Raw genomic sequence first — 15,768 nt, forward strand, 5'->3', positions numbered from 1 at the left:
GTCGATGCTCGCCCCGTAGCCTAGGCAGGTCCGACCCGACAGGAGTTCCAGTGTCAACGAACAACCTGCCCACCGTGGGTGTCGTCATGCTCTCGATGGGCGACCGCCCCGGTCCGCTGGCGGAGGCGATCCACAGCGTCCAGCGGCAGGAGGGCGTCGAGGTCGACATCGTCGTGGTCGGCAACGGCTGGCAGCCCGAGGGTCTGCCCGAAGGAGTGAGCGGGGTGTACGAGCCGGAGAACCTCGGCATCCCCGAGGGTCGCAATGTCGGCGCCGGTGAGGCGGTGGGGGAGTTCCTGTTCTTCTTCGACGACGACGCCACTATTCCCGGCACCGACGCTCTCGCCCGGCTGGTGGCTCAGATCAGCGCCGCCGACGACATCGCCCTCTGTCAGCCAGGCCTCACCGATCCGGTGAGCGGTGAGGCGCCACGACGGTGGGTGCCTCGACTGCGGGTGAAACCCGGTGAGCTGCAAGGTGGTCAGGTTGCGACCTTCTCCGAAGGCGTCGTCATGATCCGCCGTTCGGCCTTCGTCCAGGCCGGTGGCTGGCCCGGAAACTTCTTCTTCGGACACGAGGGTATTGACCTCGCGTGGCGGTTGATGGACGCCGGGTGGAAGCTCTGGTACGCCCCCGAGATCACCGTGCACCACCCCTACACCGAGGCCGCGCGGCACGCGATCTACTACCGCACGAACGCGCGTAACCGGGTGTGGGTGGCCAAGCGCAACCTGCCGGTGCCGCTGGTGCCGCTCTACCTCGGCACGTGGACCGCGCTCACCCTCGCGCGAGTGCACGACAAGGAGGCTCTCAAGGTGTGGTTCAAGGGATTCGGAGAGGGAGTGCGCACGCCCGCCGGCCCCCGCCACCCGATGAGTTGGCGGACCGTGCGTGAGCTCACCCGCGCCGGCCGACCCCCGGTGATCTGATGCGTTGCGTCATCACCGGGGTGCGTAGTCGCACCCACCTCGTGCACATCGCCGCCTACCTGCGCCACCGGCTTGCCTCCACCGACGAACCGCTGGAGATCGCCTATATCGGCGGCGGTCAATTCCTCGGCAATGCCAGCGTCGACCGGCAGGACGTCACCCGCATCCTGCCCAGCGACGCACGCGTCCACATCACCTTCCCTGAAGGGGATGCCCGTTGGCGTCATGACGGCGACCGGCTCACCTATCTCTCGGTGGGCGCGCCCGGCATCAAGCCCTGGCTGCAGCTGCGGCGGGCAAGCGCCCGCCGGAAGATCGACGTCGTCGTCACCGACGAAGGCATCGGCACCTACGGTGACCGCTCCACCCGCCGCGACGCCCTCGCGCGCCAGGGTGTGGGGCAGCCGTGGCGATCAGTGCGGGCCTTCGCCGTCGACGGAGCCGCCCGCACCCTCACCACGACCCGTTGGGCGATGTACGACAAGGCCGACGGCTGGGCGCTCAATGAGCACATCGCGGACGAATTCCGTTCGCTGACAACAACGGTGCCGGACGGGCGCTCGGATCGCGTTGTCTTTCTCGCGCAGCCCTGGGTCGAACTCGGTGTGCTCGACGAGACCGCCTATCTGCAGCACATCGCGCAGATCGCGCAGGTGGTGGGCCAGCAGGGGCTACGACTCGCGGTGCGTCCGCACCCGGCCGAGAACACGCAGAGGTATCGCGACTACGAAGTGCTCGACACCTCCTTCACCGCAGAGGTCGACCCGCAGATCGTTTCCGCGGCCGGCGTGGTCGGCGGCACGAGCACGGCGTTGCTCAACCTCGCTGCGCTCTACCGGCTGCCGGCCGCCCGGCTCGTCGTCCCCGGGCTCGAACATCTTGAGGACGACCTCGGAACCGACCAGCGTGCGCTCCTCGACGCGTATCTGCCGCGAGCCACCGAGGTCGGTCAGTGGGGCGGGTTACAGTCGTCGATGTGAAGGGCAGGACGTCGACCAGAGCACGCATCACCGGTTCGCTGACCGGCTCGTTCACGGGGTCTCCCGCAGTGCAGCGAGCGGTTGATCGAGCCCGGCAGGCCGCTCGCGACACCGCAGCCCGGCTGCCGCGCTCGGAGTCGGCCGGTCCGTTGCGCGCAGGCGATCTGCAGCAGGTCCGCATGACCGACCTGCTCACCGACGGCCGCGTCGCCCGTCAGACCCGCCGCGCCGCTCGCCGACTCGGCCTTGCCCGCACCATCGACGACACCGCTGCATGGGCGGCCTACGGCGCGCTCGCCGCACTGCTGCGTGTGGTCGACGACGGCTCTCGCCGTGCGGTGGTGATCGATTCGGTGGGGGAGCGCTCCACGTTCAGCCGTTGGGCGGTCCAGGCGGGCTTCTCGCCCCTCGCCTACGACGTCATGCGCCCTGGGGTCGTCGGCACCAATGTCGAGCCGAGAAGTGTCGATCTGGCCGTCCGGTTGCACCCGCACTCCACCTCGGGCCACGGGGTGGACGAAGACCTCACCCGTGCCTCGTGGGCGGTGCGCCGCGGCGGCCTCATCTGCATCACGCTGCGCCTGGGTCCGGCCGATGAGGGCGGTGTCGCGGTGGCTGACCTCCGGTCGATCATCGCCCGCGCCGCCGACCGCGGTCTGAAACTGGTGGGCGATCTCGACATCGAGGACGGCCGTCGCGCACAGGAGGCGCAGCGCCAAGAGGACGGCAGTTTCGGCCTGGCTCTGCTCACCTTCCGGGTGCAGCACGACCGGTGACTGCACAACCGCTCACTGCCGATTACGCGCCCGGCCGGCGGGTGCCGTTGCGGGCCATCCTCGGTGGTTTGCGGCACGGTGGAGGCGATCCCACGTGGCGCCAGGCAGGCGATCACCTGTGGCGCGCGGCGGTCACGCCTGAGGGCCCGGTGTCGCTGCGGCTGCACCTCGAACCGGCGACCGGCGGCGACCGGGTGGTGGCGCAGGCCTACGGCCCCGGAGCTGACTGGACGCTACAGCGACTGCCCGCGCTGTTGGGCGATCACGATCCCATCCACGAATTCGTCGCCCATCACAAGGTGGTCGCCGAATGTCTTGCCCGACAACCTGATTGGCGCCTCGGCCGGTCAGGTCTGGTGATCGACTCGTTGGTGCCGGCGATCCTTGAGCAGCGGGTGACCGGCCGTCAGGCGTTCGCCGCGTATCGCACGCTGGTCTGGCGATTCGGCGCCCCGGCGCCCGGCCAGGCAGCCGAGCTGGGGTTGCGCACGCCGCCGGACGTCGCAGGGTGGGCGCGCATTCCGTCCTGGGAGTGGCTGCGTGCCGGGGTCGATGCGCAACGCGCCGACACCGTGATGCGGGCGATGGCGGTCGCGCCGCGTTTGCAGGAGTGCGCCGAACTTCCCCGCGAGCAGGCCTGGCGACGGCTGCGCGCGATTCCCGGCATCGGGGTCTGGACGGCAGCCGAAGTGGCCCAGCGCGCGCTGGGTGATGCCGACGCGGTCAGCTACGGCGATTACCACGTGGCCAAGAACATCGGTTATGTGCTCACCGGCGCCGAGGTCGACGACCACGGCCTGGCGAAGCTGCTCGAGCCGTACGCCGGGCATCGCTACCGGGTGCAGTACCTGATTGCTGCCAGTGGTCTGGGCCGTCCGCGCCACGGGTCTCGGCTCAGCCTGCCGACCCATCTGCCCACGCGCTTCTGAAAGCGCGCAGCGGCGGTGCGCCTGTCGGGCAACCCGGGTCGCCATTGACATACTGCGCGCAGTGATCGTCGATCGAGAATGGGGAGTTCGTCCAGCATGACACTCGGGAACAACGACTTCGTCGCCGTCATCCTCGGCACCGGCTTGAACGCGTACAACATTTCGCGCTCATTGCACGAGGCCTACGGTGTGTCGTCCCTGGCGCTCGGCCGGTTCGCATTGCGCGAGACGGCTGACTCCACGATCGTGCAGGTGCGCACCAAGCCCGATTTCGATCAGGACGAGGTGATCATGCAGACGCTGCGGGAAGTCGCCGCCGAGTTCGATGCCCCCAAGCTGGTGCTCTTCCCGACGATCGAGCACTACACGAATGTCGTCCTGCGCCACCGCGACGAACTCGACCCGCGTTATGTCGTGCCGCTGCTCGACCAGCAGTTGGCCGACAAGCTGATGAACAAGACCGATTTCTACCGCACCTGCGCCGAACTCGGGGTGCCGCACCCGGAGACCGTGGTGCTGGAACCAGGCGACATCGATCCGACTTTCGGCGACGACCTGCCTTTCCCGTACCCGGTGATTCTCAAGCCGGCCAACACCGACATCTACCCGGCGCTGCAGTTCGAGGGCAAGGAGAAGGTTTATAAGGTCGCCGATGCGAGCCGGTTGCGTGCGATCTCGGCGCGCATCTTCGCGGCGGGTTACGACGACGATCTCATCGTCCAGGAATACCTCGCCGGCGACGAAGCGGTCATGCAGGTGGCCAACTCCTACTCCACCCCGGCCGGGCAGGCACGCTTCATCTCTGCGGGCCAGGTCGTGCTGACGGAATACAACCCCGCCCTGGTCGGCAACAACAACGCGATCATCTCGATCGCCGACGCCGAACTCACCGACTCGTTGCGCCGTTTCCTGGACGGCGTGGGCTACGTCGGCCTGGCCAACTTCGACATGATGTACGACCGGCGCACCGGGCAGAGCAAGCTGCTCGAGGTCAACCTGCGTCCGGGCGCGACGAGCTATTACGTCATGGCCGGCGGTGGAAACCTGATCCGCTGCGTCATCGAGGACCTCGTGTACGGACGCGAGTTGCCCTTCACCGTGACCGGCCAGGAACGGCTGTGGATCAACGTTCCGTACCCGGTGGTGTTGCGTTACGCGCCGGCTTCACTGCGCGCCCGCACCAGGGCAGCAGCCCGCAGCGGCAAGGTGCACACGCTCGACTATGCCCCTGATCGCAGCCGCGCTCGCAGGCTGAACATGGCCCGGCTCGATGTGCGCCACGGCCTTGACCATTTCAAGCACAGCGACAACCGGCCGCGCTGAGATCAGCCGGCGCCGAGCAACTCGCGGACGACGGCAGCTGCCCGGCGGGCCTCGTCGGTGATGATGTTGGTCGGCAGATTCACCACGCGGGCGATGAGGTCTTCGCTGGTTGCCAGCGCCGGGTCACCGACGCGGTAACCGTATTCGGCCGGGTCGGCGACTCCCGGAAAGAGTGCGGGTCGGTACCACCGGCCGGCGTAGAACCCGGCCTCGGTCACCTTCGTCACCAGCCGCTCGGCGAGTTCGGATGACGCGACGAAGAACGGGAAACGCACCAGCGCGGAGTCCGGCGTGATGCTCTCGGGGATCTGCACGACATCGCGCAGGGTCTCCAGGTAGACCGCGACGGCGGCCGAGCGGGTCTGCTCGATGGTGGCGAGGCAGGGAAGGGTCTCAGCGATCTGCTGCAGCATCCACGGCGAGGGCGCCATCGCGGCGTACGGCAGGCTGCCGGTTGTTTCCTCGGTTGAGATGAGCGGCTCGAACAGGCCCGCCCGGGCGAGCGTCGAGCGGGCCTTGGTCGCGACGCCACCGGGAAGGCGGTTCAGCACCCGCACCTGGTTCTTGTAGAGGCGTGCCGTGCGGTCGATCCGTGGGGTCACCGCGCGCAGCGTGCCCAGTTCCTGGGCCAGCCGCCGGCGCAGGTGTTCGTCGCAGCGCTCCGCGTTGATCCAGATCGCGCCGCCGAAACGGCTCGGCAGCATCTTCTCCGCGCCGAAGGAGTGCACCGAGATGTCAGCCAGCGGTGAACCGTCCTCGGCGAGGGCCAGGCGTCCGACGCAGTGTGCGCTGTCCTCCACCAGTACCGCACCCGCGGTGTCGGCGACTGCCCGCAGTGCACGTGCCCGAGGTTGGTCCACGATCCCGAAGGTGTGCTGGAGCACCACGGCCCTGGTCGCGTCGGTCACTGGCACTGTGGTGGGATCGAGCGCGATGGAGGCGGCGCTGATGTCCCCGTACGCCGCCCTCATGCCGGCGGCGAGGATCGGGGTGACCGCGGTCGAGCAGGTGAAGATCTGGGTCAACACCTCGCCAGTGCCGTGGGTCTGTCCGATCGCCCGGAACACCACCTCCATGCCGTAACGCGCTTTGAAGACCGGGTACCAGTCGCCGGGTTCGGTGCCGGTGCGCTCGGCGAGCAGGCGGCGGACGGTGTCGGCGGGGTCGGACGACATGGAGTGGTTCTCCTCGGGTTGGGCAGGTGACGCACCAAACCTAGTTCAGGACCCAGGGCGCTCGGTGATCTCCAGCTCGACCTGGCCGGGGGATCGGGTGGACACCCGACCCTGCAGGCGCTCGCCGGCCAGGGCCACCTGGAAGCGGGCCACGGTGCGGCCCAGCAGATAGGCATCACCGCTGAGCACCGACCAACGGTCGCTGCCGCCGTCCAGCGCCACCTCGTCCAGATCTTCCTCGGGTGCGGTCGTTGCCGCCCACGCACGCCGGACGCGGTCGGTCAGACTTTCGGGGTGCACCGATTCGATGCCGATCTGCATCGACAGCGCTGATCCGGCCGCGACGCCCAAGGCGTCACGCACTGCTTCGGCGCGGCCGAGCGCGAACCAGTCGCTGGCACCGGAGCGGACGAGCGTGCGGGCGCCGGGTGCATCGGGGCGCAGGAAGCGGGCATCGAGTCCGCGCACGATGGCCGCGGGCACCCGATCGAGCTTGCCCTTCACCAGATCAGCGGCGGAGGCCACCTCGTCGGCGATGTTGCGGATCGTCACCGCGAGGTCGCGGCCGTGGGTGTCGGCCGATCCGCGCAGGTCCTCCAGGGGCATCAGGCCGTGGGAGCCGAGGGCGAAGTCGGTGAGGCCGCTGCGCCAGGCGCGGCCGGAGGTGTCGCTGAGGACGACGGCGAAGTCTTGGTGCCCGAGCTGATCGACGAAGGTCGAGTGCAACTCAGCGGCAGCGGCGTCCGGGTCGTGAGGGAGCAACAGACGCACGTCGTCGTCGGAGTTGGAGGAGTCGATGCCCGCCCCCGCCATCACCGGGCCGGCCTTGGCCGCAACCACCCGGGTGTAGCCGGTGGAGGTGGTGCGCTCGGCGACCACGGCAGTGGATTCCTGCAGCACCAGGTCGGGGCGGTCCACCGTCGGATCGCCGATGAGCCCCAGCGCCTTGGAGACGATCTTGCTCGTCACCACCACGACATCGCCGTGTTCGATGCGCTGCCCGGTGGCGGCGAGCGCGGTGAGCACGACCTCGGCGATGTCGGCGCCCGCAGTGATCTCCGGCACGCCGGTCACCGGCAGGACGCTGATCACGCGCGCAGGGTCAGCGCGAGGTCGAGCGCCGCGGCTGCGATGGCGTCGGTGGAGGCGGCGTCCTTCATCAGCAGCGGCAGATCGCGCACGGTGAGTGCGGCGGGGCCGGAGAACGACGCGGCGTCGGCCGGATCGACCAACCAGCCGTCCAGGAAGTCGCGGTAGAGCGAGGCGACACCGCTGGGGGAGACCTCGACGTCCAGCGCTTTCAGGCAGGCATCGGCGTGGCCGCGCACGGGGCCGCCGCCGACGATCGGTGAAACACCCACGACCGGTGCCGACGTGCCGCGCAGGGCGTCGCGCACTCCAGGCACGAGCAGGATGATGCCGATGGAGACCACCGGATTGCTGGGCGGGAGCAGCACGACGTCGGCTGATCTGATCGCGTCCAGCACTCCGGGCGCGGCACTGGCCCGGTCGAGCCCGGCCACCACGAAGCGCTGCGCGGGCACGGCGGCCTGCATGCGGATCCACCACTCCTGGAAATGCACGGCCTGCTGCTGGTCGTCCTGTTCGACCACGACGTGGGTTTCGACGAAGGCATCGGTCATCGGCAGGAGCTGCACCCGTTGCTCGGGAAGGCCCCACCGCGCCGCCAGCCGTTCGGTGACCTGCGAGGGCGACTGACCCTGGGCGAGCCACATGCTGCGGGCGACGTGGGTGCCGAGATCACGGTCTCCCAGCCCGAACCACTGCGGCTCGACGCCGTACGCGGCCAGTTCGCCCTGCAGTGCGAAGGTCTCGTCGGCGCGGCCCCATCCCTGGCCCTCGTGGATGCCGCCGCCGAGGGTGTAGAGCAGCGTGTCGACGTCGGGGCTGACGCGTAGCCCGAAGAGGGTGATGTCGTCGCCGGTGTTGGCGATGATCGTCAGGTCGTGCGGTCCGTCGTCGCGACTGTCGAGGTGGCGCCGCAGGCCACGCAGGAACCGTGCGCCGCCGACGCCGCCGGCCAGTGCTGTGATGCGCATGGCCCGCAGTGTGTCAGGAGTGAGCGATATCGTGCGCAGGAGGCCGCTTCTACCGGTCAGCACTTGACGAATCGGTAGCGACACGCGTCTAATGACACCGTTGTCATTTCGATTCGGACCTGGAGGAAACGGTGCAGGAGTTCTCGTTGTTCGCCGTTCAGGCTCCCTCCGACGACGACGGTGCCTTGGCATGGCAGGAGAACGCCCTGTGTGCCCAGACCGACCCCGAGGCGTTTTTCCCCGAGAAGGGCGGCTCCACCCGCGAGGCCAAGAAGGTCTGCATCGGGTGTGAGGTCAAGGCCGACTGCCTGGAGTACGCCCTCGCCAACGACGAGCGCTTCGGTATCTGGGGCGGTCTGTCCGAACGTGAACGGCGCAAGCTCAAGAAGCGAGCCGTCTGACCCACTGATGTGGTGACCCTGACTCTCACCTCTGCCGACGCTGACGGGTCGCTGCACTTCCTCCAGGACGACGGCCCGCGCATCAACGTCACCGCACTGCTGGTGGTCCGTCATGGTGGCGAGCATCTGCAGCGCACTCTCGCCGCGCTCGGTGGGTCGACCCGCAAACCCGATCGACTCGTCCTCATCGACGACACCGACGAGCGCCTTGTGCACGGCCTGCTCGCTGAACATCCGCAGGTCAGGAGCGCTTTCCCCGACGTCTCAGTGGTGACGGTTCCGGCTGATTCCACCTTCGCCGACACCGTCGACATCGCCGTCGAGGCCCTGCCCGAACCGGGCGAGGACGTCGTCGTACCCCGGCGCACCCGCACCCGCGCCGACAAACGTCCGATCAGACCACGCGACCGACACGAGTGGCTCTGGTTGTTGCACGAGGACAACGTGCCCGACGCTGCAGCGCTGGAGGCCCTCATCGCCACCGTCTCACGCAGTAGCCGCATCGGCATCGCCGGCTGCAAGGTGCACGAACTCGATCAGCGGCGGCGCCTGGTCAACGTCGGCCTGGAGGTCACCCGCACCGGACGTCACATCGGCGAACGGATGCAGGGCGAATTCGACCAGGGGCAGCACGACACCCGCAACGACGTGCTGGCCGTCAGCAGCAGCGGCCTGCTGATCCGACGCGATGTCTACGCGACGCTCGGCGGGTTCGACCCCGCCTTCGACGGTGACGGTGACGGACTCGACCTGTGCTGGCGAGCACACCTCACCGGTCACCAGGTCGTGATCGTGCCTGGTGCGGTCGTGCACCAGGACCTCTCGACACAGCGCGCCCAGGACGAACACCGCGACCCCGACCTGCCCGCTCCGCGAAGCACCCGCACCCTGCGCCGCCACCGACAGGTGGCGCTGGCCCGATCGTCCTTGCTCGGGTTGCCGCTGATGAGCGTGTGGATCCTCGTCAGCGGCCTGGTGTTGGGCCTGGCCATGCTGTTGGTGAAGCGTCCGCGTCGTGCGTTCAGCGAACTCGTCCAGGCCACAGCGCCTTTCGGCATCCCTCGCATCATTGGTGCCCGCAGCAGGTTCTTCGGTCGCTCCACCGCTCGCAGGCGTTACCTGCAGCCGCTGTTCGTCGGTACCGCAGCGGCATGGACGAGCGCGCGCGACTCACTGCGGTCGGCGGTCACCCTGCAGGAGACACCCGCCGAACACGATCTGGTCGGCGAAGGCACGGGCGAGACCGGTCCGGTCGACGACGACGCCCAGGAACTCGCGGCGGGCCGCCGGCCGGCCCGCCGTCTGTTGCGCAGCCCCGGACTCTGGGTGCTGCTGGCTGCACTGGTCGTTGCTGGCCTGCAATGGCGAAGGTTGCTCGGCAGCCGGTCGTTCCAAGGGCGCTCCGGGTCGATCGTCGGCGCAGAGCTGCGTCCCTTCGGCACCGACTCCGCGGGCATCTGGCAGCTCTACACCGACCGGTGGACCGGCGCCGGGGTGGGCGGGCTGAACCATCCGGGTGACTACCTGCCCGCGCTGTGGCCGTTCGCCTGGCTGATCGAGAAGATCCCGGGCTTGCACGCAGCCACCAGTGGTCAGACCGCCGTGCTGTGGCTGCTCGCACTCTCCGTCCCGCTGGCGACGATCAGCGCCTACCGGGCCGGCCGCGTCCTGACCCCGCATGCCTGGCCGCGTGCGGTCGTCGCGCTGCTCTGGGCGACGACCGCGGTCGCCACGACCGCATCGGCGCAGGGCCGCCTCGGGGTGGCGGTCGGGCTCGTGCTCGCACCGCTGGCATTCGCGGGTGTTGTGGCCATCGCCCGGCCGCGCGCCACCGCCACCATGACCTTCGCGACGGTTGCGGTGAGTGCCCTCATGGGGCTCTTCGCGCCGCTGCTGCTGGCCTTCAGCACCGCGGCTGCAGTGTTCGTGCTCATCGGTGCATCGGGCTGGGCCCGGCTGCGCGCCCTCGTGGTGGTGCTCGCACCATGGCCGTTGCTCGGTGTGTACGGCTGGCAACTGCTGGACGATCCCCGACGCATCTTCGCCGGCCCCGGCAATCTCGTCACCGGTCCGGTGCCGGACGTCCGGCCCTGGGAGGTGCTGCTGCTGCATCCGGGTGGTCCGGGGTCGTACCCGGTGCTGCTGGGCATCCCGCTGCTCGCGCTTGCCGCTTACGGCCTCCTGCGGGGCCGCCGCCACAAGCTCGTGCTCGCCGCCGCCTTCCTCGGCCTCGCCGGCCTGGCACTCGCGCTGGCCGCACCCGATCTGGTCGTCATGAACGGCGCCACCGGCCCGCGGACGCCGTGGCGTGGCCTGCCGCTGGCCGTCTTCGCGCTGGCTTGCGCAGCCATCGCTCTCAGCGCGCTACCGCCTCGCCTCTTGTCCACCCGGGCCGACCGCGCGACCGTTCATCCCGCGCTGGGCGCGCTCGCCGGGTGCAGCGCCCTTGCTGTCGCGGCGCTCGCCGGTTGGAACGGCGTGGTCGACACGCTGCGTCCGGTGTCGCAGCCGCTGCCGTCGATGGTCCAGAGCCAGTTCACGGGCATCCGCTCAGTGCGTGCGCTCGTGCTCACCGCGGACGCCGACGGCACGGTCAGCTACCGCGTGCAGGGACGCGAGGTGAGCAAGCCGGTCACCGATTTCGATCTGCCCGCGCCCAGCGGTGGCAACCTGACGGCCGTCGCGGTCGGTGATCTGCTGCGAGGTCAGGGCGAGGCAGCCGCTGACGCCCTTCACCGACTCGCTGTCGGCTTCGTGGTCGTCACCGGCGACAGTTCCGGACGGCGACAGCTGACCACCACGCTGCAGAACGCCGGCTCGCTGGTCGCGATGTCCGCGCCGGGCGCGCGAGACGTCTGGCGGGTTGCACCGCAGAACGTCGCTGATGGCAGTCGGTCGATCGCCAGCAGCCGCATCGTCCTCGCCGTCGACGGACAGCCGCAGTCGGAAGTGCGGACTCAGGCATGGCACTCCGAGACCAGCGTGAAACTGCCGGCCGGAGCCGCGGGGCGGCAGATCTGGATCTCCGAGGGTGTGGGTTGGCATCAGCATGCTGACGTGCGCTTCGCCGGCCAGCGCCTTCGTCCGGTGCCCGCGAACGGTGTCATCACCTACGCGCTGCCTGCCTCGGCGGGCACGCTCACCATCGAGAACACCAACGCCCGGCCGCGCACGCGTGCCGTGCAACTCGCTCTGTGGGCCCTCGTCATCTTCGTCGCCTTGCCTTTCGGCAACCGAGCATCGCGTCGCCGCGCATGGTGAGCGCGGCGGCACTGGCGCGCACCGTCGTGGTGTGCGCGGCGAGCGCGGGCCTGGTCTACGGCACGACCCAGGTCGACGTCCGGACCGACTGGTCGCGTGCCGGCGACGACCGGGCATCCCGCTCGCTGTCGGCTGCGATGAGCACCACCTTGGTCTGTCCTGGCCCCGATCGTCCCGGCACACCCGGATACGAGGGCGCCTCGCAGAGCGTCACCGTCACCACCTCGGCTGCTCCGGCAGCGCTGCTGGACGAGACCGCGGCCGGAGGGTCGATGCAGACCACACGTCTGCCTGAGTCTGCCGGTGGTGCGCCGCCTCGGTCGAGTGCGCGTCCTGCCACCGCCGGCGCACCCCTCACCGGTGCGGGCAGCGTCCGGATTGTCGGGCAGGGTGGCCTGGCCACCGGTCTGGCCGCGCTGCAGCACTCCGTCGAGCAGGAGGAGACCGTCGGCGGGCTGGCCGCCACCGCGTGCTCCCAGCCAGTGACGGACGCGTGGATTCCGTTGGGCGGCAACCAATCCGGACGAGTGTCCCGAGTGGTGCTCAGCAATCCAGGATCCTCGGCGGTCACCGCGGATGTGACCGTGATCGGCAGCAAGGGACGGGTGGCCGGCAAGGGCGCCGCCGGGGTCGTGGTGCCGCCCTCTGACCGTGTAGTGGTCAACATCGGTGACTTCGACGCCGACCTGGCGAACGCGATGGTGCATGTGACCTCTCGTGGCGGAGCCGTCTCGGTCTCCGGCAACGACGTGCTGATGAGGGGCGAGACGCGCGCGGGTGTGGCTTCGGCGGCACCCATCCAGGCATCCACCGACCAGGTCTTGCCGCTCGTCCCGGTGCAGGCGGGCCGTGCCGGCGTCCGGGTTGCGGTGCCTGGTGCGGCCACGACCGTGCGCGTGCGTGCCATCGACGCGACGGGGCTCGTGGTCACCGACGAGGTCGCCGACCTTCCCGGTGGCGTGACGAGTGCGGTTGCGCTGCAAGGGATTTCGCGCGGGAGTTATGCAGTGCGGGTGACCGCGGAGCAGCCTGTGGTGGCTGCCGCGCAGACCGACGCTGCCACGCAGGGACCCTCGGACATCTCGTGGTCCACCGCCACGCCCGCCGTGCCCGCGCTCACCGGTTCACCTGTGCCGAGCGTCTCCGGTGTGCGCACCTGGCTGGCGATCTTCGCCCCAGACAAAGCGGCAACTGTCGACGTCGTCACCATTGGTCCCGGCGGTGGCAACCGGCGTCTGGCGGTCGCGGCCGACACCCCGACCTGGGTCGAGGTCACAGGTCGTGACGCCGTCTGGGTGCGGGTCAGATCCGGCTCGGTGCACGCCGCGCTCTCGAGTGCAGGCAAACAGGGTTCGCAGCCGTTGCTGGAAGTGGCCGGGCTCGAGCCGGTGCTGGTCAAGCCCGCGGTGCGCGACACCTCCGCCGAACGCGACTGACTTCTGTCGCGACGTCCGCGACCGGTGTTCGGCGGGGTTGCCCAGTGCGTGGCAGCGATTCGACCGCGAGTTCGACGCCGCGCGGCATCAGAGTTCTCAGTAGTGAGCCGCCAGCCACTCGGCATAGGTGGCGCCGCCGCGGCGGGCTGAGGGACCCGGAAGGTTCGAGCCATCGGCGAAGGCCTTGAGCACTCCACCCACCGTCGGTAGCGCAAGCGCGCGACGTAGGGGCACGCCACGCACATGCGCGGTGAGCACGGCGATCTCACGTGCGGTGAGCACTTCCGGGCCGGCGAGTTCGATCGGGCCGGCGGTGAGGTGGTCCTCCAGAGCGAGGTCGACCAGCATCTTGGCCACCCACACCGGATCGACCGGCGCCACCCGAAGACCCTTGGGAGCCAGGCTGATTCCGCCGGCACGCGGCGCAAGCACCTGCTCGGTGAGGCCGTGGAACTGCGTGGCGCGGACGATCACGTGCGGCAGGCCGGAATCGACGACCACCGTCTCGGCCCGTGCCTTCACCCGGTAGTAGGGGAGCGGGTTGTCCCAGCAGCCGACGATCGACATGTGCACGAAGCGGGGTGGCGTGCCGTCGAGAGCGGCCATCGCCAGCCGGCGCGTGCCGTCGACGTCCACGTCTTCGGCGTGACGTGCGTCGGTGGCGAGGTGGATGATCGCCTGCACGCCGTCAACCGCGTCGGCCAGGCCGCTGTCGTCACGCAGGTCACCCACGACCTGGGTCACTCCCTCGCGATCGGCGCCAGGTGTGCGTACCAGCATCCGCGCAGGGACGCCGGAGCGCACCAGTTCGTCGACGACAGCAGTCCCCAGGGTGCCGGTGCCGCCGGTGACCAGCACGGGCGTGCGGTCGACCGTGGGCAGGCCGGGGATGAGGGTGGGGGGAGCGGTGGCGTCCGACACGTCTCAGTCCTTGAGTTCGTCCGGGTCGATGCCGAGCAGACCCGCGATCTGCTCACACATCACCAGGTGGATCAGTTCGACCAGTTCGGCCTCGGTTGCGGCTCGCGTCTCGATCGGTCGTCGATAGACCACCACGCGTGCGGGAAGGGAATTCTGAGCCGGGAAAGCACGGGCCAGGGCGATCTGGTCCTCCCAGGGCGCGGGATCGCTCGGGGGGACGTCCTCGACCGCGAGTTCGATCGGTGACTTGCGTAGTTCAGCCCTGTCGCAGACCCGCTCGAAGGCGTCGAGCACCACTTCGTCGAAGCGATCGCTGCGGGAGCGCATTGCCGGCACGCGTGGCCACGCCAGGGGCCCGCGTATGCCACGGCCACGGCGCTTTGAGGTCATGGCTCGCAGCCTAATCGCTTGAGAGCTCCTGTCTCGGATCCCGCTGGCCGCGAGGGTGATTCGACGCTCACCGCGGCGCGGCTGCCGGGCGAAGTCGGTGCCGGGGCCTAGAGTCGACGCCGTGATGAAAGCGGGTTGGTCAGGATGCTGAAGCGACGCTGCTGCCGTGCCGGTTGTGGTCAGGGCGCGGTAGCCACCCTCACCTATGTGCACCGCGACCAGACGGTCGTCGTCGGCCCGCTCGCCACCTATGCCGAGCCGCATGCCTATGACCTGTGCGCCGATCACGCCTCCCGGCTGAGCGCGCCCCGCGGCTGGGACGTCGTGCGCCTGCCGATCGACTACACCGAGCCCGCCCCGAGCGACGACGATCTGCTGGCCCTGGCCGACGCAGTGCGTGCTGCTGGCCGGCCGCCTGCGAAACCCGACCTTGAGCCGGAGCAGCTGCCTTTCCCACCGTTGCGCGTCGTCCGCTCACGCTGACACCTGCGAGCATCAAGGCATGAGCGAGCACTTCACAGGGGCCGTCGTGCTGTCGACGAACATTTCCCCAGTGGGGCCCGGGCAACCACGCACCGGCATCCACAAGACCCCGCACGAGTCGATCGAGGTCTTCGAGCCCGGCCCGCATTACGGCGCCGGCTCAGGGGTGCGCGGCGACCTCGTGGGTAACTCCAAGCATCACGGCGGGGCCCAGAAGGCGGTGTACGCCTACTCCCGGGAAGAGTTGGATCACTGGGCGCAAGCGTTGGGTCGCGAGCTTCCGAACGGCTATTTCGGAGAGAACCTCACCACCCAGGGCATCGATCTGGAACGGTTGCTCATCAATCAGCAACTAGCCATCGGCGAGGCACTGCTGGAAGTTTCGATCCCGCGCAGTCCCTGCCGCACCTTCGCTGTGCACATGGATGAGCGTGGCTGGGTGCGCCGCTTCACCGAGCACGGACGCTGCGGGATCTACCTGCGGGTGATCGAGCCCGGCACGATCCGGCCCGGCGACCAGATCGAGCTCATCGGCAGGCCCGGTCACGAGGTCGACATGCTCACCACCTTCGCGGCCGCAATGGGCGACGATGCGGCGTCGGAGCGGGTCGTGGCGGCCGCCTGCCTCCCCGAGATGTACCACCAGCGCCACGTCGACCGGCTCGCCGCCCGGGCGCCGCGGGCCTGACCGGGCGTTGAAGCCT

General features: G+C 69.4%; 15 protein-coding genes. 10 read left to right on the forward strand and 5 right to left on the reverse strand.

All coding sequences use genetic code 11. The annotated features are described in order from the left end of the window. Positions 1–50: 50 nt before the first annotated feature. The 5 genes from J5M86_RS04285 (at position 51) to J5M86_RS04305 (ending at position 4,937) form a co-directional block, all read left to right on the forward strand. Positions 51–929 carry a glycosyltransferase family 2 protein gene (locus J5M86_RS04285; RefSeq protein WP_244328477.1) on the forward strand — a complete coding sequence of 293 codons (879 nt, stop codon included), beginning with the start codon at positions 51–53 and terminating at the stop codon, positions 927–929. Beyond that, positions 929–1,909: a polysialyltransferase family glycosyltransferase gene (locus J5M86_RS04290; RefSeq protein ID WP_188061472.1), complete on the forward strand. Its 981-nt coding sequence runs from the start codon at positions 929–931 to the stop codon at positions 1,907–1,909. Before J5M86_RS04285 ends, J5M86_RS04290 begins: the two co-directional genes overlap by 1 nt. Next, positions 1,906–2,685 (forward strand): hypothetical protein, encoded by a 780-nt coding sequence (locus J5M86_RS04295; RefSeq protein ID WP_188061471.1) that lies wholly within the window; start codon positions 1,906–1,908, stop codon positions 2,683–2,685. The genes J5M86_RS04290 and J5M86_RS04295 overlap by 4 nt, the downstream gene beginning before the upstream one ends. Next, positions 2,682–3,614: a DNA-3-methyladenine glycosylase gene (locus J5M86_RS04300; RefSeq protein ID WP_244328478.1), complete on the forward strand. Its 933-nt coding sequence runs from the start codon at positions 2,682–2,684 to the stop codon at positions 3,612–3,614. Before J5M86_RS04295 ends, J5M86_RS04300 begins: the two co-directional genes overlap by 4 nt. Positions 3,615–3,710: 96 nt before the next feature. Beyond that, entirely contained in the window at positions 3,711–4,937 is a 1,227-nt protein-coding gene (locus J5M86_RS04305; protein WP_188061470.1) for a hypothetical protein, read from the forward strand. 2 nt (positions 4,938–4,939) lie between these two features. Here the strand turns inward: J5M86_RS04305 and J5M86_RS04310 are convergent, their stop codons facing one another. Genes J5M86_RS04310 through cofD form a run of 3 tightly spaced genes read right to left on the reverse strand, consistent with a single transcriptional unit; the run spans position 4,940 to position 8,172 of the window. Continuing rightward, positions 4,940–6,112, reverse strand: a complete 1,173-nt coding sequence (locus tag J5M86_RS04310; protein WP_188061469.1) for a DegT/DnrJ/EryC1/StrS family aminotransferase — start codon at positions 6,110–6,112, stop codon at positions 4,940–4,942. Positions 6,113–6,157: 45 nt separating this feature from the next. Continuing rightward, on the reverse strand, positions 6,158–7,204 hold the full coding sequence (locus J5M86_RS04315) for a coenzyme F420-0:L-glutamate ligase (RefSeq protein ID WP_188061468.1): 1,047 nt from the start codon (positions 7,202–7,204) through the stop codon (positions 6,158–6,160). After that, entirely contained in the window at positions 7,201–8,172 is a 972-nt protein-coding gene (gene cofD / locus J5M86_RS04320; protein ID WP_188061467.1) for a 2-phospho-L-lactate transferase, read from the reverse strand. The genes J5M86_RS04315 and cofD overlap by 4 nt, the downstream gene beginning before the upstream one ends. 131 nt (positions 8,173–8,303) lie before the next feature. Between cofD and J5M86_RS04325 the strand changes: the two genes are divergently transcribed. From J5M86_RS04325 to J5M86_RS04335, 3 genes are read left to right on the forward strand one after another with little or no spacing between them, the layout of a single operon-like run. Continuing rightward, a complete protein-coding gene (locus tag J5M86_RS04325; protein WP_188061466.1) occupies positions 8,304–8,573 on the forward strand; it encodes a WhiB family transcriptional regulator in 270 nt (89 codons plus the stop codon). 12 nt (positions 8,574–8,585) lie between these two features. After that, a complete protein-coding gene (locus J5M86_RS04330; RefSeq protein WP_188061465.1) occupies positions 8,586–11,834 on the forward strand; it encodes a glycosyltransferase in 3,249 nt (1,082 codons plus the stop codon). Continuing rightward, entirely contained in the window at positions 11,828–13,270 is a 1,443-nt protein-coding gene (locus J5M86_RS04335) for a DUF5719 family protein (protein WP_188061464.1), read from the forward strand. Before J5M86_RS04330 ends, J5M86_RS04335 begins: the two co-directional genes overlap by 7 nt. A gap of 96 nt (positions 13,271–13,366) precedes the next feature. Here the strand turns inward: J5M86_RS04335 and J5M86_RS04340 are convergent, their stop codons facing one another. Both J5M86_RS04340 and J5M86_RS04345 read right to left on the reverse strand, forming a co-directional pair. Beyond that, entirely contained in the window at positions 13,367–14,191 is an 825-nt protein-coding gene (locus J5M86_RS04340) for an SDR family oxidoreductase (protein WP_188061463.1), read from the reverse strand. Between the two features lie 3 nt (positions 14,192–14,194). Then, on the reverse strand, positions 14,195–14,581 hold the full coding sequence (locus J5M86_RS04345; RefSeq protein WP_188061462.1) for a metallopeptidase family protein: 387 nt from the start codon (positions 14,579–14,581) through the stop codon (positions 14,195–14,197). A gap of 144 nt (positions 14,582–14,725) precedes the next feature. Here J5M86_RS04345 and J5M86_RS04350 point away from each other — a divergent pair, with 144 nt between their 5' ends. Both J5M86_RS04350 and J5M86_RS04355 read left to right on the forward strand, forming a co-directional pair. Then, positions 14,726–15,064: a DUF3499 domain-containing protein gene (locus tag J5M86_RS04350; protein ID WP_188061461.1), complete on the forward strand. Its 339-nt coding sequence runs from the start codon at positions 14,726–14,728 to the stop codon at positions 15,062–15,064. Positions 15,065–15,083: 19 nt separating this feature from the next. Continuing rightward, the gene (locus tag J5M86_RS04355) at positions 15,084–15,752 is read left to right on the forward strand and encodes an MOSC domain-containing protein (RefSeq protein ID WP_188061460.1); all 669 of its coding nucleotides are present in this window, start codon (positions 15,084–15,086) and stop codon (positions 15,750–15,752) included. Positions 15,753–15,768 lie beyond the last annotated feature (16 nt).

The sequence above is a fragment of the Yimella sp. cx-51 genome, from assembly GCF_017654605.1.
In the GTDB taxonomy this organism is placed as follows: Bacteria; Actinomycetota; Actinomycetes; order Actinomycetales; family Dermatophilaceae; genus Yimella.